16 protein-coding genes are annotated in these 16,913 nt (G+C 67.4%); 6 read left to right on the forward strand and 10 right to left on the reverse strand.

Annotated elements, in window-relative coordinates; genetic code table 11:
* Positions 1-16 precede the first annotated feature (16 nt).
* From lptF to E5K04_RS01200, 3 genes are read left to right on the forward strand one after another with little or no spacing between them, the layout of a single operon-like run.
* The gene (gene lptF / locus E5K04_RS01190) at positions 17-1,126 is read left to right on the forward strand and encodes an LPS export ABC transporter permease LptF (protein WP_136551073.1); all 1,110 of its coding nucleotides are present in this window, start codon (positions 17-19) and stop codon (positions 1,124-1,126) included.
* Entirely contained in the window at positions 1,123-2,196 is a 1,074-nt protein-coding gene (gene lptG, locus E5K04_RS01195; protein ID WP_136551074.1) for an LPS export ABC transporter permease LptG, read from the forward strand. The genes lptF and lptG overlap by 4 nt, the downstream gene beginning before the upstream one ends.
* A 1-nt stretch (position 2,197) precedes the next feature.
* Positions 2,198-4,771, forward strand: a complete 2,574-nt coding sequence (locus E5K04_RS01200; protein WP_136551075.1) for a [protein-PII] uridylyltransferase — start codon at positions 2,198-2,200, stop codon at positions 4,769-4,771.
* Positions 4,772-4,839: 68 nt separating this feature from the next.
* Here the strand turns inward: E5K04_RS01200 and typA are convergent, their stop codons facing one another.
* Complete coding sequence (typA, locus tag E5K04_RS01205) at positions 4,840-6,648, reverse strand: translational GTPase TypA (RefSeq protein WP_136551076.1); 1,809 nt, start codon at positions 6,646-6,648, stop codon at positions 4,840-4,842.
* Positions 6,649-6,803: 155 nt separating this feature from the next.
* Here typA and E5K04_RS01210 point away from each other — a divergent pair, with 155 nt between their 5' ends.
* Complete coding sequence (locus tag E5K04_RS01210; protein WP_136551077.1) at positions 6,804-7,718, forward strand: hypothetical protein; 915 nt, start codon at positions 6,804-6,806, stop codon at positions 7,716-7,718.
* 11 nt (positions 7,719-7,729) lie between these two features.
* Here E5K04_RS01210 and E5K04_RS01215 read toward each other — a convergent pair whose 3' ends face one another.
* Together E5K04_RS01215 and E5K04_RS01220 are read right to left on the reverse strand one after the other, a co-directional pair.
* Positions 7,730-9,340 (reverse strand): chloride channel protein, encoded by a 1,611-nt coding sequence (locus E5K04_RS01215; protein WP_136551078.1) that lies wholly within the window; start codon positions 9,338-9,340, stop codon positions 7,730-7,732.
* Entirely contained in the window at positions 9,337-10,680 is a 1,344-nt protein-coding gene (locus E5K04_RS01220; RefSeq protein ID WP_168929123.1) for a ClC family H(+)/Cl(-) exchange transporter, read from the reverse strand. The genes E5K04_RS01215 and E5K04_RS01220 overlap by 4 nt, the downstream gene beginning before the upstream one ends.
* A 232-nt stretch (positions 10,681-10,912) precedes the next feature.
* Here E5K04_RS01220 and hdeA point away from each other — a divergent pair, with 232 nt between their 5' ends.
* Together hdeA and E5K04_RS01230 are read left to right on the forward strand one after the other, a co-directional pair.
* Positions 10,913-11,230 (forward strand): acid-activated periplasmic chaperone HdeA, encoded by a 318-nt coding sequence (hdeA, locus tag E5K04_RS01225; protein WP_235844206.1) that lies wholly within the window; start codon positions 10,913-10,915, stop codon positions 11,228-11,230.
* Positions 11,231-11,375: 145 nt separating this feature from the next.
* On the forward strand, positions 11,376-11,582 hold the full coding sequence (locus tag E5K04_RS01230) for a glycine zipper 2TM domain-containing protein (RefSeq protein WP_136551080.1): 207 nt from the start codon (positions 11,376-11,378) through the stop codon (positions 11,580-11,582).
* 55 nt (positions 11,583-11,637) lie between these two features.
* Here the strand turns inward: E5K04_RS01230 and queF are convergent, their stop codons facing one another.
* From queF to E5K04_RS01265, 7 genes are all read right to left on the reverse strand, one after another.
* Positions 11,638-12,072 (reverse strand): preQ(1) synthase, encoded by a 435-nt coding sequence (gene queF, locus E5K04_RS01235; protein WP_136551081.1) that lies wholly within the window; start codon positions 12,070-12,072, stop codon positions 11,638-11,640.
* Positions 12,073-12,097: 25 nt separating this feature from the next.
* Positions 12,098-12,724 carry a 7-carboxy-7-deazaguanine synthase gene (gene queE / locus E5K04_RS01240; RefSeq protein ID WP_136551082.1) on the reverse strand — a complete coding sequence of 209 codons (627 nt, stop codon included), beginning with the start codon at positions 12,722-12,724 and terminating at the stop codon, positions 12,098-12,100.
* Positions 12,712-13,686 carry a 6-pyruvoyl trahydropterin synthase family protein gene (locus E5K04_RS17075; RefSeq protein WP_136551083.1) on the reverse strand — a complete coding sequence of 325 codons (975 nt, stop codon included), beginning with the start codon at positions 13,684-13,686 and terminating at the stop codon, positions 12,712-12,714. The genes queE and E5K04_RS17075 overlap by 13 nt, the downstream gene beginning before the upstream one ends.
* A gap of 1 nt (position 13,687) precedes the next feature.
* Positions 13,688-14,374 carry a 7-cyano-7-deazaguanine synthase QueC gene (gene queC, locus E5K04_RS01250; RefSeq protein WP_136551084.1) on the reverse strand — a complete coding sequence of 229 codons (687 nt, stop codon included), beginning with the start codon at positions 14,372-14,374 and terminating at the stop codon, positions 13,688-13,690.
* Positions 14,375-14,478: 104 nt separating this feature from the next.
* Entirely contained in the window at positions 14,479-15,279 is an 801-nt protein-coding gene (locus E5K04_RS01255; protein ID WP_328591009.1) for an endonuclease, read from the reverse strand.
* A gap of 69 nt (positions 15,280-15,348) precedes the next feature.
* Positions 15,349-16,104, reverse strand: a complete 756-nt coding sequence (locus E5K04_RS01260) for a competence/damage-inducible protein A (RefSeq protein ID WP_136551086.1) — start codon at positions 16,102-16,104, stop codon at positions 15,349-15,351.
* A gap of 10 nt (positions 16,105-16,114) precedes the next feature.
* A complete protein-coding gene (locus tag E5K04_RS01265) occupies positions 16,115-16,885 on the reverse strand; it encodes a YdcF family protein (RefSeq protein WP_136551087.1) in 771 nt (256 codons plus the stop codon).
* Positions 16,886-16,913 lie beyond the last annotated feature (28 nt).

A 16,913-nucleotide genomic window follows, 5' to 3' on the forward strand; every position in this document is an offset into this window, starting at 1 on the left:
ACAGGCGCTTTAGCACATGCTTTTCCGAAAAAGCCTCACGCGCGAGCTGACGACGACCAGCATCGGGGTCTTTCTCGTGCTGTTCCTGATCCTCCTGACCACCCAGACCATCAATATGCTCGGCCGCGCCGCGCAAGGACGCGTCGCCAACGAAGCAGTCGCCGCGCTGGTCGGCTTCTGGTCGCTCGGCTTCTTCCCCGTCGTGCTGATCCTGACCGTGTTCGTCAGCGTGCTGGTCGTGCTCGGCCGCGCCTGGCGCGACCACGAGATGGCGGTCTGGTTCGCCGCCGGCCAGCCGCTGTCTGCCTGGATCGGCCCGGTACTGCGTTTCACCCTGCCCTTCACGCTGCTGATCGGGCTGGGCACCACCGTGATCGGCCCGTGGGCGCAGACGCGCAGCAGCGAATACGCGCAGACGCTCAAGCAGCGCGAGGAAATCAGCGCGATCGCGCCGGGCGTATTCAAGGAGGCGCAAGGCGGGCGGCGCATCTATTTCATTGAACGCTTCGACCCGGCCACGGGAGCCGCGCGCAACCTGTTCGTGCGTTCGGTCGAGGAAAACGGCCTGTCGACGATCTTCTCCGAACGCGGTTTCGTGCGCACAAACGAAAAGGGCGAGCGCGAACTGGTGCTTGAAAACGGCCACCGCTACCTGGGCGAGGCCGGCCGCGGCGACTTCGAGGTCGGCAAGTTCGAGCGCTACACGGTACGCATCGGCGCGCCACCCAAGCTGATCGAGGCGATCGCCGACGTCGACATGATGCCGACTGCCGCCCTTCTGGCCGAAAATTCGCCCAAGGCGCGTGCCGAGCTGGCGTGGCGCTTGTCGCTGCCGCTCTCCTCGCTCATCCTCGCGCTCATGGCCATCCCGCTTGCCTACTACAACCCGCGCGCCGGCCACGCGTACAACCTGCTCGTCGCGCTGGGCGCCTACCTTGCCTACCAGAACGGCCTGTGGCTGTTCCGTGACTGGATCAAGGCCGACAAGCTGGGCTCGGCGCTCGGCATCCTGCCCATGCACTTCATCATGCTCGCGATCGCGCTCGCGCTGATCTGGTACCGCAGCCGCCCGACGGGCTTCATCGGCGCCCGCCTTGGCAAGCAGAAGACCGGAGGCCAGCGATGAAACAGTTGCGCCAATACTTGCTGTCGCGCTTTGTCGCGGCGAGCATCTTCACGCTGATCGCGCTGGTCGGCCTCTACGCGTTCTTCGACGTGATCAAGGAATTGCCGCGCGTGGGCCGCGGCGACTACGACGCGGCGGCGATGCTCGCCTACGTCGCCCTGTTGATGCCCGGCCACGCATACGAGCTGATGCCGCTGGCGGTGCTGATCGGCTGCATGGTCGCGATGACCCAGCTGGCGACCACCTCCGAGTATGCGGCGATCCGCACCGCCGGCGTCTCGCTCGGCCAGGTCGCACGCACCCTGCTGCTGTTCGGCGCGTTCGCGGCGACCGCCGCGCTGCTGCTCGGCGAATTCGGCGCGCCGTGGTCCGAGCGTACCGCCGAGCGCTTCAAGCTCGAACGCACCCAGTCGCTGGTGACGCGTGAATTCAGCTCGGGTGTCTGGGCGAAGGACGACAACAACTTCATCAATATCGACGAGATGCTGCCGGACACCACGCTGCGCAAGGTCCGCATCTACACCTACGACGCCGCCTTCTCGCTGACCCGCCAGCGCTACGCCGAGAGCGGCCGCTACGTCGGTGACGGCGTGTGGGAACTCACCGGCGTGCGCGACTCGACGATCACCCCCGACCGCATCCTGGTGAAGGACTACCCGACGCTTGAATGGAAGTCGGTGCTGCAACCGGACATCCTGTCGGTGCTGCTGGTCGTGCCCGAGCAGATGTCGGCGTACAACCTGTTTTCCTATATCGAGCACCTAAAGGCTAACCACCAGAAGACGCAGCGCTACGAGATCGCGTTGTGGAGCAAGCTCTTCTACCCGCTCGCGTGCATCTCGATGGCGCTGGTCGCACTGGCGTTCACGCCGGTGCAAAGCCGGCACAGCGAGATGGGGATCAAGCTCTTTACCGGCATTTGCCTCGGCATCACCTTCCATTTCAGCAACCGGCTGTTCGGACACCTGGGCCTGCTGTACGACTGGAACCCCATCCTGTCGGCGACCGTCCCCTCACTCGTCTTCCTGATCGCCGGACTCTTCGCCATTTCCCGACAGGAGAAACGCTAGCATGAGTGCCTGCGACGGCTTTGCCCAGTGCCAACTTTGGCGTCAAAAACTGCAGCAGGGCCGTCAGGCGCTCGCCGAGCGTTACCGGCAACATAGCGAGCCGCGCGACTACCTGAGCCGCCACGCCGCGCTGATCGACACCCTGCTCACCGGCATCTGGCACGCGCTCGAACTGGGCGCGCGCGCCTCGCTCGTCGCCGTCGGCGGCTACGGCCGCGGCCAGCTGTTTCCCGCGTCCGACATCGACCTTCTGGTCCTGCTGCCGGACAACCACGACGATGCGCTCGACGAGACGCTGAGCCGCTTTGTCGGCATCCTGTGGGACATCGGCCTAGAAGTCGGGCACAGCGTGCGCACGCACGGTGAATGCCTGACCGAGGCGCGCGCCGACATCACCGTCGAGACCACCCTCCTCGAAAACCGCCTGCTCGCCGGCGACCCCGGGCTGCACGGCACGCTGATCGCCGCGCTCGAAAAAACCCGCGAACCCTTGCGCTTTCTCGAGGGCAAGCTGCTCGAGCAACAGCAGCGCCACAACAAGAACCTGGCCGGCACCAGCAACCTCGAACCCAATATCAAGGAGAGCCCGGGCGGCCTGCGCGACCTGCACACCATCCTGTGGCTCGCCCGCGCGATCGGCCTTGGCAGCAGCTGGCAGATGCTGGTCGAGCGCGACGTGATCACGCCGAGCGAGGCGCGCATGCTGCGCGTCAGCGAACGCGAGCTCGAGCGGCTGCGCATCGAGCTGCACCTGCAGGCGAGGCGCCGCGAAGACCGGCTGATTTTCGACCTGCAACAGCAGACCGCGCAGGCAATCGGCTACGCAGACGCCAGCGCGCGGCGCGCCAGCGAAGAGATGATGCAGGCCTACTACAAGGCCTCGCGCACGGTCAGCCAGCTCTCGGGCGTGCTGTTGCCGAATCTGCGCGCGCTGATCTTCTGCCCGCTGCCGCGCGTGGTGCGCGAGCTGGACGAGCGCTTCTACACGGTCAACGACCTACTGGGCATCCGCCGGCCGGACGTGTTCGAGGAAGACCCGGGCGCCATCCTCGACGCCTTCCTGCACCTGCAGCGCCACCCCGAGCTCACCGGCATGGCGCCGCGCACGCTGCGCGCGCTGTGGCGGGCGCGCCGGCACATCAACGAGCGCTTCCGCCGCCAGCTACGCAACCGCGAACGCTTCGTGCAGATCTTCCGCGAGAGCGGGCTCACCCACACGCTCAGGCGGATGAACCTGTACGGCGTGCTGGGTAAATACCTGCCTGCGTTCGGCCGCATCATCGGGCGCATGCAGCACGACCTCTTCCACGCGTACACGGTGGACATGCACATCCTGATGGTGGTGCGCAACCTCAGGCGTCTCGCCGTGCCGGCGTTCAACCATGAATACCCGCTGTTAAGCCGCCTGATCGGCGACTTCGAGCGCCCCGAAACCCTGTATATCGCCGCGCTGTTCCACGACATCGCCAAGGGCCGCGGCGGCGACCACTCGCTGCTGGGCACGGTCGACGCCGCCGAATTCTGCCAGACGCACGGCCTGCCGTTCGAGGACCGCGAACTGGTGGTCTGGCTGGTGCGCGAGCACCTGACCATGTCGGCGGTCGCGCAAAAGCAGGACATCTACGATCCGGCCACCGTCGTCGCCTTCGCCGAAATTGCCGCCACCCCTCGCCGGCTGACCGCGCTTTACCTGCTCACCGTCGCCGACATCCGCGGCACCAGCCCCAAGGTGTGGAACAGCTGGAAGGCCAAGCTGCTCGAGGACCTCTACCACGCGACGCTGCGCGTGCTCGAACACGGCGGCCAGGTCGACCGCGAGTCGGTCGTCGACGAGCGCAAGGCGCAGGCCCGCACCGAACTGCGCCTGCGCGCGATCCCGGACGGAGCCGAGACGAGGCTGTGGCAGACGCTCGACACCGTCTACTTCCTGCGCCACGAGGCGTCGACCATCGCCTGGCACGCACGCGTGCTGGGCCGCAGCGTCGACAGCGCCGAGCCCGTGGTGCGCGCGCGGCTCGCCGCCACCCGCGACGGCATCGAGGTGCTGGTCTACACGCACGACGCGCCGGAACTCTTCGCGCGCATCTGCGCGTTCTTCGGGCGCACCCATTACAGCATCGCCGACGCGCGCGTACACACCACCACGCAAGGCTACGCGCTCGACACCTTCCACGTGTTCATCCCCGAACACCACGAAGACGACTACCGAGACATGATCAACTTCATCGAGTTCGAGCTCGCCGCGGCACTGCTGCGCGGCGACGCGCTGCCGCCCCCGCGCGGCGGCCGCCTCGACCGCCACCTCAGGCACTTCCCGATCCAGCCGCAGGTCTCGCTGCAGCCGGACGACTCGCCGCGCCGCTATGTGCTGTCCATCGTCGCCGGCGACCGCCCCGGGCTGCTCGCCCGCGTCACCGCCCTGCTCTCGGCCTACCGCTTCAGCGTGCACTCGGCGAAGATCATGACCCTGGGCAGCCGCGTCGAGGACGCGTTCCTGCTGCGCGCCGACGGCGCCGACGACGACAAGACCCTGCTCGCGCTGGAAGGCGAGCTGATAGCCGCGCTGCAGCTCTGAACATACGCCTCGCTGCTCTAATCACAAAAAAGCCCGGTTCTTAGAACCGGGCTTTCTTGACGCTACGATCAGGCGTTTTTCGACTTGCGGCGCTCGTGCTCCTGCAGGAAGCGCTTGCGCATGCGGATCGACTGCGGGGTGATCTCGACGATTTCGTCGTCGTCGATGAACTCGACTGCAGACTCCAGCGTCATCTTGATCGGCGTGGTCAGGCGCACCGCTTCGTCGGTACCGGACGCGCGCACGTTGGTCAGCTTCTTGCCCTTGAGTGGGTTGACGACCAGGTCGTTGTCGCGGCTGTGGATGCCGATGATCATGCCTTCATAGATCTTGTCGCCCGGCGACACGAACATGCGGCCGCGGTCTTCCAGGTTCCACAGAGCGTAGGCGACAGCTTCGCCGTTTTCCTGCGAGATCAGCACGCCGTTGTGACGGCCTGGCATGTCGGCTTTCACCGGCGCGTAGTCGTCGAACACGTGGCTCATCAGGCCGGTGCCGCGGGTCATGGTCATGAAGTCACCCTGGAAACCGATCAGGCCGCGTGCCGGGATGTGGTACTCGAGGCGGGTACGACCCTGGCCGTCGGATTCCATATTGGTCAGCTCGCCGCGACGACGGCCGAGTTCTTCCATCACCGCGCCCTGGCAGCTGTCCTCGACGTCGACGGTCAGGTTCTCGTACGGCTCGCACTTCTCGCCGTTGATGTCCTTGAACACCACGCGCGGCTTGCCGACGGCCATCTCGAAGCCTTCGCGGCGCATGTTTTCCAAGAGGATGGTCAGGTGTAGTTCGCCACGGCCGGACACGCGGAAGATGTCCGCGTCTTCGGTATCCTCGACGCGCAGCGCGACGTTGGTCAACAGTTCCTTGGTCAGGCGGTCGCGGATCTGGCGGCTGGTCACGAACTTGCCTTCGGTACCGGCGAGCGGCGACGTGTTGACCATGAAGTCCATGGTCAGCGTCGGCTCGTCGACCGACAGCACCGGCAGGCCGATCGGCTGGTCACGGTCGCACACCGTCACGCCGATGCCGATGTCTTCCAGACCCGAGATCACCACGATGTCGCCGGCAGCGGCTTCTTCGACGGCCACGCGCTCGAGACCCTTGAAGCCCAGCACCTGGTTGATGCGGCCCTGCGCGACCTGTTCTTCGTGGTTCATCACGGCGACGACCTGGCCGGGCTTGATGCGGCCGTTCAGGATGCGGCCCAGGCCCAGGCGGCCGGTATAGGTCGAGTAGTCGAGCGCGGAGATTTGCAGCTGCAGCGGCGCGTCGACGTCGCCTTCCGGCGCCGGCACCTTCTCGAGGATCATGTCGAACATCGGGCGCATATCGGCCGACTCGTCTTCCAGCTCAAGCTTGGCGAAGCCGTTCAGGCCGGACGCGTAGATGATCGGGAAGTCGAGCTGCTCGTCGGTCGCGCCGAGCTTGTCGAACAGGTCGAACGTCTGGTCGACCACCCAGTCCGGACGCGCGCCCGGACGGTCGATCTTGTTGATCGCGACGATGGGCTTGAGTCCCAGCGCCAGCGCCTTCTTGGTCACGAAGCGGGTCTGCGGCATCGGGCCTTCGACCGCGTCGACCAGCAGGACGACGCCGTCGACCATGCCCAGCACGCGCTCGACCTCACCGCCGAAGTCGGCGTGTCCAGGGGTGTCGACGATGTTGATGTGGATGCCCTGGTATTCGATGGCCGTATTCTTGGCCAGAATGGTGATGCCACGTTCCTTTTCGAGGTCGTTGCTGTCCATGACGCGCTCGGCGACCTGCTGGTTATCACGGAAGGTGCCGGACTGGCGCAGCAACTGGTCGACCAGGGTGGTCTTGCCGTGGTCAACGTGCGCGATGATGGCGATATTGCGGATCTGTCGGTTCATTGTCTCTGCGTACTCAAAGGAGCTGGAGCGAAAAATGGGTCAGATAGTATCACGACTGACCCATCACCAAGAAAAATTTGCCGCCGGCTCAGGCAGATACCTCGCTTATAATGCCGGCGAATGCCGATTTAACGGCAAAAAATGACGGAGGATACATGTACGACTGGAACGCACTATGGCACCAACACGCCGGTTACCGCACCGGCTACACCGCCAAGTCTGACACCGCCGAAGGCGAACTGAACGCGCTGGCCGACGAGCTGGGCGCCCGCCTGATCCACCCGGCCAAGGGGCCGCACGACGTCGCGGTCTACGAGGAAGACGGCCGCTTCACGCTTGCCGGCTACCACGACGGGCTGCAACTCTTGCATATCCGCAAGCAGGAGCTGTTCGACCTGACCCTGCATTTCGTCCCCGAGGCGGACGGCAGCGACGAGGCGGACTGCCCGGCGCCGAGGCTCGAGCTCGCGGTCGACAACCTGGCCACCGGCGAACACGGGCTCTGGCGCGCGCCGGTGACCAAGGACAAGCAGGGCAATATCTGGATCGGCAACCGCCGCCTGGATGAAGGCCTGATGCCGGCGATGTCGTTCGACGAGCTCTCGTTCACCGACAATTCGCGCTTTCGCGACGCGCTGTACGAAGCCTGGCAGCACGACCTGCCGGCGCTCGCCCCCGAGATCGAGGCGTGGTTCGACCCGGCCTTGCGCGCGCAGGCGGCACAGGCAGCGCAGGCCGCCACGGCCAGCACCGAAGCACCGGCTGCCGGCGACGCGCGCACCCACGAGATGCTCGAGCGCTACGCCGAGATCATCCGCCGCGAGCAGCTGATGCTGTCGCGCCGCTTTGATGACGCCGAACTCAAGCTGGTCGCCACCGTACTCGAGGGCGTGCACTTCGAAGAAGCGGCGTCTTGCCGAGGCCTGTGGCTGGCCATCGAGGCGCGCATCCTCGACGAGGAACTCGACCGCCGCTTCAAGGTCGACGGCGAGGCCCTGCTCGACAAGCTCAAGGCGCTCTCCTACACGCAGGAAGTCGCGCTGATCGAGGCGCTCGCCCCGGCGCGCTGAGACTGGCCCACTCAGGGCGCGAGGTGCGCGTCGCGCGACAGCGCACGCGCCACCTCGCGCGGGCCGATCACGCCGATCCGGCGCACGCCGCCGGATTCGGCCGCCTCGGTGACCACCGCGTAATCACTCCCCGCCGCCTGCATGCGGGCAAGCGCGTGCGTCAGCGGCAAACCGGCGTCCAACAGCAGGCTGGGGCCCTCTTCTTCGCCGGTCACCGGCGACATCACGTCGCGGCAACTCAGCGTACCGGCAAACCCCTGCAGCCCCTGCGGCACCTTGTGGCCGCGCCTGACCAGCTTGAGCGTGTAGATGGTCGCCGGCAACAGCCGCTCGCGCAGCGCCGCGGCGACCGCGACGGTCAGGATCATCGGCATGATCACCGTGTAGTCGCGGGTCATCTCGAACACCATCACCACCGCGGTCACCACCGCGCCGGTCGTCCCGCCAACCATGCCGGCCATCGCCGCCAAAGCGAAGTGCGCCGGCGACACGCCGGGCAGCCACGGCGAGACGAGCACGCCGAAGGCGGCGCCGGCGGCGGCGCCGATGAACATCGCCGGCGAGAAGATCCCGCCCGACGCGCCCGAGCCCAGCGTCAGCAGCGTGAGCAGCAGCTTGGCCACGACCAGCAAGACCAGGAAGCCCGGCGCGGCAAGCTCGCCGCGCAGGATGTCCATGATCGTCGCGTAACCGACACCCTCGACGTAGTAGTGCGCCGGCTGCCCCAGCAACGGCGAGAAATGCATGAAGAGCGCGAGCACCAGGCCGACCAGCAGCATGCCGCCCATATGGCGGGTGTAGTAGTTGCCCGGCAGGGCGTCGAACCTGTCTTCCATCCAGTACACGCCCCGCGTCATCGCCCATGCCAGAGCCCCGACGATCACGCCCAGCAGCAGGAACCAGGGGTAGGCGGTGACCGGCACGGACGCGCCGACCGCGTGTTCGAGAGCCGGCACGCTGAACGAGGGCAGCACGCCGAAGAAGGCCCGGCCTATCGCGGTGGCGGTCAAGGTCGCCACCACCACCGGCAACAACGTCGACGCGGTGACAAAGGGCAGCATCAGCTCGATGGCGAACACCACGCCGCCCAGCGGCGTGTTGAACGTCGCCGCGATGCCACCGCCGGCGCCTGCCGCGACCAGCACTGCCCGTTCGCGGGTGTGCAGCGGCAGCCACTGGCCGAGCGTGGAGCCGAACGCGGCGCCGATCTGGATGATCGGGCCTTCGCGTCCGACCGAGCCGCCGCTGCCGATCGACAGCGCCGAGGCGAGCGACTTGACCACCGCCACCTGCGGCCGGATCCGCGCGTCGTTGAAATAGATCGCGTCGATCACCTCGGGCACGCCGTGCCCCTTAGCCTCGGGCGCGTAGTTCTTCACGAGGTAGGCGACGCCCGCTGCACCCAGTACCGGCACCAGCACGACCGCCCAGCCCCACGGCGAGGCGGCCGTATGCACGTTGGCGTCGTAGGCGAACGAGAAGCGCCCCAGAAACAAAAGATTGTGAAAGAGGGCGATCAGCGCGCGAAACAGCACCGCGCCGGCGCCGGCGACCACGCCGACCACCAAGGCGAGCAACAGCAACCGCAAGGCCGGCGGCATGCGCAGGTGCGCGTCGTTCATTTCGCGCCCTCATCACTTGCCGCTGCTGCGCGCGCGGCGAGCATGCGCTCGCGCAGCGACTCGTAGATCGGCGCGTCACCCAGCCAGAACGGCACGATTGCCGCCGGCAGGCAAGCAAGCAGCAGGGGCAGGGTCAGCGAACTCGCGCCCGTCATCTCGATGATCAGCACGATGCCGGTCAGGGGCGCGCGCACCGACGCCGAAAAGAGCGCCGCCATGCCGACCACCGCGCACGCGCTCATCGAAAGCCCCAGCCCGCTCCATACATGTTCGCCGGCAAGCCCGAGCAAGGCACCGGCCACGGCACCCAGCGCCAGCATCGGCGCGAACAGGCCGCCGGGCAGGCCGACCCCGTAACTGAACGGGCCGAACAGGAAGCGGGTGAACAGCAGGATCGCCAGCGCGCCGCCACTGAAGGCGCCGCCTAGCACCGCCTGGTTGAGCGCCTCGCCGTTGCCGCCGACAAAGGGCAGGTACCACAGCGTCAAGGCGAGCACCAGGGCGCTGGCCGGAGCGCGCCACAGCGGCCGCACCCGCCCCATCAGGTTCAGCGTGCCCATCACCACCCGGTTGTAGAAGGTGCCCAGCACGCCGCAGGCGACACCGAACAGGAAATACACTGGCAGCGAAGCGAGCCTGGGTTCATCCGGCATCGCCAGCGCGAACACCGGTGCGTCGCCGACCAAGTACTGCGCGACCGGCACGCCGACCGCGCAGGTAATCATGCCGGCGATCACCAGCCGCGCGCCGGCCGAGCGGGTCAGCTCCTCGATGGTGAACAGCAAGCCCCCCAAGGGCGCGCTGAACGCCACCGCGAGCCCCGCGCCCGCGCTCGCCGCGATCAGGTTGCGCTGCTCGGGCACGCTCAGCCCGAAGCGGCGGCCGGCCCAGGCGCCGATCGCCGAGCCCATCTGCACGACCGGCCCCTCGCGCCCGAGCGCGTAACCGGACGACAGCGTGAGGATGCCGCCGAAGAACTTGACCGGCAAGAACGCGCGGTTCTTCACCGGCGCGATCTCGCCCAGCCACACCGCCTCGACCCGCTGGATGCCGCTGCCGGCAGCCTCTGGCGCGAAGCGCACGGTCAGCCAAAGCGGTAGCGCGGTCAGCAACAAGGCGACCGCCAAGGTCCCCGCAAAGCCGTACGCCGGCGGCAGCGTGCGCAGCCACGCGTACACCTCGTTAAACAGCGTGCCGGCATGCTCGACCGCGACGCGGAAGCTCCCGCCGACCAGGCCGATCAGCACGCCGGCGGACACGGCGACCAGCGCCAGCGGCACGATACCCGCCAGGTGGTCGGTACCCTCGCCCGGCTTGCCCGGTGGCAGCGGCTCACTCATCCACGCCTCCCTGGCAAGCCGCCCGCCACTCATCGCGCCTGTCCATGCATCCCCCTGAATTCAAGCCGGGCCGATTTGCCCGTATTACTAGGGTTTAGATAATGCGAGCGTGGATTACCAATGACGTACAGCTAGCAGTTTGCAAAACATGCGCGTAACACCTATGCCGTTAGAGGCGACGCGGCACCCTCCCCGCCGCGTCGGCCTCCCTCACCCATACGGAGTCAGACAGATGATGAAGAAGACCCTGGTCGTCGCGACCTTGCTTGCCGCCAGCAGCCTGAGCATGGCCGCCACCACTGCCGCCAAGAAGCCGGTTTCCCAGTGGAAATGCGAAGACTTCCTGGCGCTCGACGAAAGCTACCAACCCAAGGCGATCTACTTCGCCGAAGGCTTCAACAAGAAGAACAAGCCGGTCGACGCGGTGATGGACATGGACGGCATCGAGAAGGTCGTGCCGGTAGTCGTGCAGGAATGCCAGAAGGCGCCGAAGGCCAGCTTCTGGGACAAGCTCAAGGCCGGCTGGGACAAGGCCAAGGCCAAAATTTAAGCCCGCGTTGCCACGAAAAAAACACCGCCAGCACGCTGGCGGTGTTTGGTTTTGAGCAGGCCAGGCCGCGGAACCGCGGGAGCCGCCGTCTGTCATAGCGCATACCCGTCCGCGCATACGCTGCGCAAATCCAAGGAGATCAAGAATGAAACCCGTCCTGACCAAATCGCTGTTGATGCTGACCTTTGCCGCCGTGCTCAGCGGCTGCGCCGGCATGACGCAGAAACAGAAAAACGCCGCCGTCGGCGCGGCCATCGGCGGCGTCGCAGGTTCGGTGCTGACCGACGGCAGCACGCTGGGCACCGTCGGCGGCGCCGCGATCGGCGGCGCGATCGGCCACGGCGTCAAATAAGTCGTCTGTCCGTCAAAAAGACACGCCCGCTTCGCGGGCGTGTCTTTATTGTGTGTCAGGCTCCCTTGCGCCAGCTCGCGCGCGGCCACAGCGGGATGCCGCCGCGCGGCGTGAAGCGTCCCTCGACGACGATTTCGCGGGGTTCGAGCAGCGCCACCAAATCGTTGCAGATGCGGCAGATGCACGCCTCGTGGAATTCGCCGTGCTGGCGGAACGAACCGAGATAGAGCTTGAGCGACTTGGACTCCACGCACCACGCGTCGGGCACCATGTCGATCACGATGGTCGCGAAGTCCGGCTGGCCGGTCATCGGGCACAGGCTGGTGAATTCCGGGCAGCTGATGTTCAGGCTGCCGCTCACCCCGGCGGGGTTCAGCTCGCCGCGCGCGAAAGGGTTGGGAAAGCGCTCGAGCAAGGACGCGTCCGGACAGTCGTAGCGGTAACGCGTCTGGCCGTTCCCCAGCGCGTGAAGGTTCTGGTGCAATTGCATGTCGTTCTTTCCATTCAAGGCCTGCTCAGCGCAGGCCGACGAGTTTGTGGTTCTGCAGCGACAGCCGCCAGCGCGGGTGCTGCAGGCAGTAGTCGATCGCGGCTTGCGTGTTGGCGGCGCGATCGGGGCCGTCCATCGGCTGCAGCCACGCGTGCGTGAAGCCCGAGGCGTCGACCGCAGCCGGTATCAGGCCAGGCTGCGGGTAGACGAGCTTGATCTCGTCGCCGCACCGCTGCACCCAGTCGGCACCGGCCTTCGGGCTCACGCACAGCCAGTCGATGCCATCCGGCGCCTCAAGCGTGCCGTTGGTCTCGACGGCGATCTTGAAACCCGCCGCGTGCACGGCGCCGATCAGCGCCGCATCCAGTTGCAGCAGGGGCTCGCCACCGGTGAACACCACCAGGCGCGCGCCGTCGCCACCCTGCCAGCAGCCGGCGATCGCTCGGGCGAGCGAAGCTGCGTCGGCAAAGCGGCCGCCGTCCGGGCCAACCCCGACAAAGTCGGTATCACAGAAGCGGCAGACAGCGCGCTCGCGGTCGGCCTCGCGCCCGCTCCACAGATTGCAGCCGGCAAAGCGGCAGAACACCGCCGCGCGGCCGACTTGCGCGCCCTCGCCCTGCAAGGTGTAGAAGAGCTCCCTTACCGTGTACACGCCGCCTCCTTGCGCCACAGCGCGCCGTCGTGGCCGTTTTGCAGCACGTCGACACCCGCGAGCGCCGGCATGGCGAAACGCTCGCCGATATAAGACGCCAGCGACGCGCAGTCGGTCGCGGCGAGCCCCGGCAAGGTGTCGAGCAGGTGATGGTCGAGCGCGTCGTAGAGCGGCGCGAACGCGCGCTTGACGTCGCCGAAGTCGCGCAGCCAGCCAAGCTCGGCGTCCAGCGCGTCGCCGGCGAGTCTCAGCCGCAGCCGGTAGCTGTGGCCGGTGTAGCGGCCGGCGGCGTCGAAGGCGCGCGCCGCCTCGAAGCGCAGCGTCTTCCAGATCGTCCAGCGCCCGCCGTCAAAACGGCTGCCGGCGCTCGCCGTCTCGTACACCTCGACCGCCACCAGCCCGTCGACGTCCAGCTCGGCGAACAGCCAGGCGGCGAGCACCTCGCTGGTCGGGTTTGCAAGGCCGGCAATCTCGTTGAGCAGGCGGTGTTCGAGCCGCGCGGCAAGCGGCTGCCAGGCGGCAGCTAGCGACGCGTGCGTCGCGCGAGCCGCGTCCGCCTCGATGCGCACGCCAAAGCCGTGGCCGTGCAGGCGGCCGCACGGGTGGCCGGCGGGCACATTGGGCAACTGGTGCGCCGCCTCGAAGCGGGTGTCGAACCACACGTGTTCATCCCCGCCCGCGAGACGCCTGACGCCCAGCTCCGGCGCCGAGCGCAGCGCAAGCTCCGCGGGCGCGGACAGGCAGGACGCGAGGTGGCGCGCGAGCGTCAGATCGTCGGGGGACGCGAACAGCGGGTCGAGGTCGCACAGGGTGAGCGAGGCGCAGGCCGCGGCCAGCTCGCCGGCAAGCATCTCCAGCGGCTGCGGCGAGATTGCCTGCGCGAAGAAGCCATGGCCGTGGCGCACGCGCGCAAGGGTGCGCGCGGCGTCGAATCCGGCGCCGCTACAAGAGAGCACGGTCATGTCAGCGCCCCCGGGTTCGGGAAATCAACGGGTCAGCGACGCCGGCCTCGGCGAAGCCCTTCGCGCGCAGCTCGCACGACACGCAACGCCCGCAAGGCGGCACTTCCCCCTCGTAACAGGTGTGGCTGTACGCGAGCGCGTCCAGCGCGCCGACTTCCGCAGCGAGCGCGACCGTTTCGGCCTTGGAGAGCGCCATCAGGGGCGCAACCAGCCGGATGCGGGTATCCATGCCGAGGTTGATCGCCCCCTCCAGCGCGGCCAGGGTATGCGCGCGGCAGTCCGGGTAGCCCGAGTAATCGGCTTCGGCGACGCCGGTGACAATCTCGCCCAGTCCACGCTGGTAGGCGAGCGCGGCGGCGAAAGTGAGGAAGACCAGGTTGCGGCCGGGCACGAAGGTGTTGGGCAAGGCGCCCGCTTCAACCGCGGCGGGGGCGATGCCGCTGTCGGTCAGCGCGTTGCCGCCCAGTGCGGCAAAGGTGTCGATCGGCAGCACGGTTTGGCTGACGCCAGCCATCCGGGCGATGGTGCGGGCGGCATCGAGCTCGACGCGGTGGCGCTGGCCGTAATCGAAGGTGACGGCCTCGACGCGCCGGTAGCGCGCGAGGGCCCAGTAAAGGCAGGTGGTCGAGTCCTGCCCGCCGGAGAGCACGACAAGCGCGCACGCCGGGTCCGGTAAGGCGTGGTTCATGGTGGGTCCTTCGAAAAACAGTCGAAGTGGATCGGGCGCAACCGCGAGGTCCCGCGGCGCGCCGGCGATTCTACCTTGACGTCATCGAGGTGGCCACCCTGCCCTCAGCTTGCCCGCGGGCAGACGCTGTCGATGCGCGCGCCCTGGCTGACGAAGGGGTTGCCCGAGCCTTGCACGCGCACGATGCGCGCGTCGCGCTCGCGCTCCCACCCGTCGACCGGGTAGCTGCGCGCCCACGCACACATCAGCTGGCTGTCCTGCCGGCTCATCTTCAGGCCGTAGCGCTCGTGCATGTAGAAGTAGATGCGCGCGATGCGCCCGCGCACCTCCTCGCGCGGCTGCGCACGGCGCCCCTTGAAGTCGACGATGGTGCGGCACTGGCCGTACATCGGCTCGGGGTTGCGCGTCCACGCGCCGAACGAGTAGTTGCTGCGGTCGCCGTTCACCTCGCCGATGGCCGGCACCAGGTTGACGAGGTCACCCTCGGCCATGCGGAACACGTCGTCAGTTTTGGTGCACGCCTTGCGCCCGCCCTGCTGCCAGCACTGGCGCTGGTGGCCGAGCACCCACGCCGGCACCACGTGCTCCCACTCGAGGCGGCTGGCCCGCTCGAGGTTCTTGCGCACCTGATAGCCGCACGCTTCTAGGTCCATCGCCTTGCCGGTATACGGACAGCCGCAGTAGAAGTCTTCCTCCAGCCCGCTGAAAACGGCCGGCAGCACCTTTTTGGCGTCGGCAAAGTCGCGGTGGCCGACCGCCTTGCGGCCGTTGACCAACTGGACAGCGGTGAGCGGGCCCGCGCTTGCGGCGGGAATCGCCGCAGTGGAGGCGGCTTGGGCGGCGGCGGGTTCTGGCGCGCGCTCGGACAGGCAGCCGGCGAGCACGAGCGCCGGCAGAAGGATCAACCAGAGTTTCATGGGTAATAAAAAGCGCGCACGCTACCTTTTGTCGGGCGTGCGCGCAAGGGCAGCGGGTTAATGAGGGCGTTCGAGCAGGGTGTAGCCGGCCTCGGCAAGCGCCTGCCGCCACTGATCCATCGCCTCGGCGACGGTTGCCGCGTCACCGCGGAAACCGAACTCGATATGCATCTGCGGGATGGCTTCGTTGCCGAAGTTCGGCAGGCTGGAGAAGCGCAAGGCCGGGTAGCGCGCTGTGAACGCCTGCATCAGCGTGATCAGGTCGCCCTCGCGCGCGTCAAGCGCGATCACCGTCGACTCGACGTCGGGTACGCTCGCGAACAGGTGGCGGTAGCGGGTGTCCAGCACCCACTCGACCATCGGCCACGCCATGCTCGGGAAGCCCGGCACGAAATGCACGTCGCGTACCGAGAAGCCCGGCATCTGGTTGACCGGGTTGGGGATCAGCGCCGCGCCTTGCGGGATGTTGCCCATATTGATGCGGTGCGGATAGGCCTCTGCACCGAAGCGCGCCTCGATGATCGTGCGCGCTTCGGGGTGGATGGCGAGCGGCACGCCGAGCGCGTCGGCCGCGCACTGGCGGGTATGGTCGTCCGGCGTCGCGCCGATGCCGCCAAAGGAAAACACCGCCTCGCCTGAGGCAAACGCCCGCTCAAGCTCGCGCGTGATCGCCGCGGGCGTGTCGACCAGGTAGACGACGCGCGCGAGGCCAAGCCCGCGCGCACTAAGGATGCCGATCAGCGCCGCCAGATGCTTGTCCTGGCGCTTGCCGCTCAGCAGTTCGTCCCCGATGATGATCGCCGAAAAATCCATAATCACTCCGTCAGCTTGCTTTACCAAGTGCATGGTATAGCAAGCCCACATATTCGCGCAGCGCCTGATGTGATTCCTGCATGGCGCGCCCGCTTGGCAGCCACCAAACCAGACCGCCGCCGTCGTAGCGGGTAAAGCCGGTCGGCGCCGGCAGTACCTTGAGCCCCTGCGCCTCGAACAGCGGGATCGCGCGCTTGAGGTGCCAGGCCTGCGACACCAGGGTGATGTGCGTGACGCCCGAGGTCCTGAGCATCGCCGCGGCGAGCCGCGCGTTGCCCTCGGTGTTGACCGCCTCAGATTCGACCCACTTGGGCTCAATCCGGTAGTCGCGCGTCAGTGTCCTTTGCATCACCCACGCCTCGGGCTCGCCGCCCAAGGGCGCGCCGCCGGTCAGCAATAACGGCACGCCGCTTTGCCGCGAAAGGAAAACCGCGTAGCGCAGGCGGCCGGAAGAATCGGCAGTCAGCTCGTTGCCGCCGTATTCGGGCGCCGGCTTCTTGCCACCACCAAGCACGACGATGGCGCCGGTTTTGGCGACGTCCGGCACGCGGGCAATCTCGGAGGGTTCGAGCCCGGCGTTCAGCCATATCGCGACGCGCGGGGTCGCCATCAGGTAGGTGACGAGCGCGGCCAGAACCAGCAGAGACAAGCCCAGGCGCCGCCGCCCGCGCCAGGCCAGCACGCCGCCCACTGCGGCGAGCAGCAACATGTTGACTGGCGGCAGCAGCACGCTGCCCAGCGCAAGCCGGGCGAGCACGCCCGGCGCGGTTTCCACCGGCATTCCAACCTCCACAAAAAGCAAAAGGCGC

This window comes from Crenobacter intestini (assembly GCF_004919095.1).
In the GTDB taxonomy this organism is placed as follows: domain Bacteria; phylum Pseudomonadota; class Gammaproteobacteria; order Burkholderiales; family Chromobacteriaceae; genus Craterilacuibacter; species Craterilacuibacter intestini.

Bases quoted from the DNA above. Each gene is read 5' to 3' on its own strand.
- lptF (WP_136551073.1), top strand. From the start codon at position 17: ATGCTTTTCCGAAAAAGCCTCACGCGCGAGCTGACGACGACCAGCATC.
- lptG (WP_136551074.1), top strand. From the start codon at position 1,123: ATGAAACAGTTGCGCCAATACTTGCTGTCGCGCTTTGTCGCGGCGAGC.
- E5K04_RS01200 (WP_136551075.1), top strand. From the start codon at position 2,198: ATGAGTGCCTGCGACGGCTTTGCCCAGTGCCAACTTTGGCGTCAAAAA.
- typA (WP_136551076.1), bottom strand. From the start codon at position 6,648: ATGAACCGACAGATCCGCAATATCGCCATCATCGCGCACGTTGACCAC.
- E5K04_RS01210 (WP_136551077.1), top strand. From the start codon at position 6,804: ATGTACGACTGGAACGCACTATGGCACCAACACGCCGGTTACCGCACC.
- E5K04_RS01215 (WP_136551078.1), bottom strand. From the start codon at position 9,340: ATGAACGACGCGCACCTGCGCATGCCGCCGGCCTTGCGGTTGCTGTTG.
- E5K04_RS01220 (WP_168929123.1), bottom strand. From the start codon at position 10,680: ATGAGTGAGCCGCTGCCACCGGGCAAGCCGGGCGAGGGTACCGACCAC.
- hdeA (WP_235844206.1), top strand. From the start codon at position 10,913: ATGATGAAGAAGACCCTGGTCGTCGCGACCTTGCTTGCCGCCAGCAGC.
- E5K04_RS01230 (WP_136551080.1), top strand. From the start codon at position 11,376: ATGAAACCCGTCCTGACCAAATCGCTGTTGATGCTGACCTTTGCCGCC.
- queF (WP_136551081.1), bottom strand. From the start codon at position 12,072: ATGCAATTGCACCAGAACCTTCACGCGCTGGGGAACGGCCAGACGCGT.
- E5K04_RS17075 (WP_136551083.1), bottom strand. From the start codon at position 13,686: ATGACCGTGCTCTCTTGTAGCGGCGCCGGATTCGACGCCGCGCGCACC.
- queC (WP_136551084.1), bottom strand. From the start codon at position 14,374: ATGAACCACGCCTTACCGGACCCGGCGTGCGCGCTTGTCGTGCTCTCC.
- E5K04_RS01260 (WP_136551086.1), bottom strand. From the start codon at position 16,104: ATGGATTTTTCGGCGATCATCATCGGGGACGAACTGCTGAGCGGCAAG.
- E5K04_RS01265 (WP_136551087.1), bottom strand. From the start codon at position 16,885: ATGCCGGTGGAAACCGCGCCGGGCGTGCTCGCCCGGCTTGCGCTGGGC.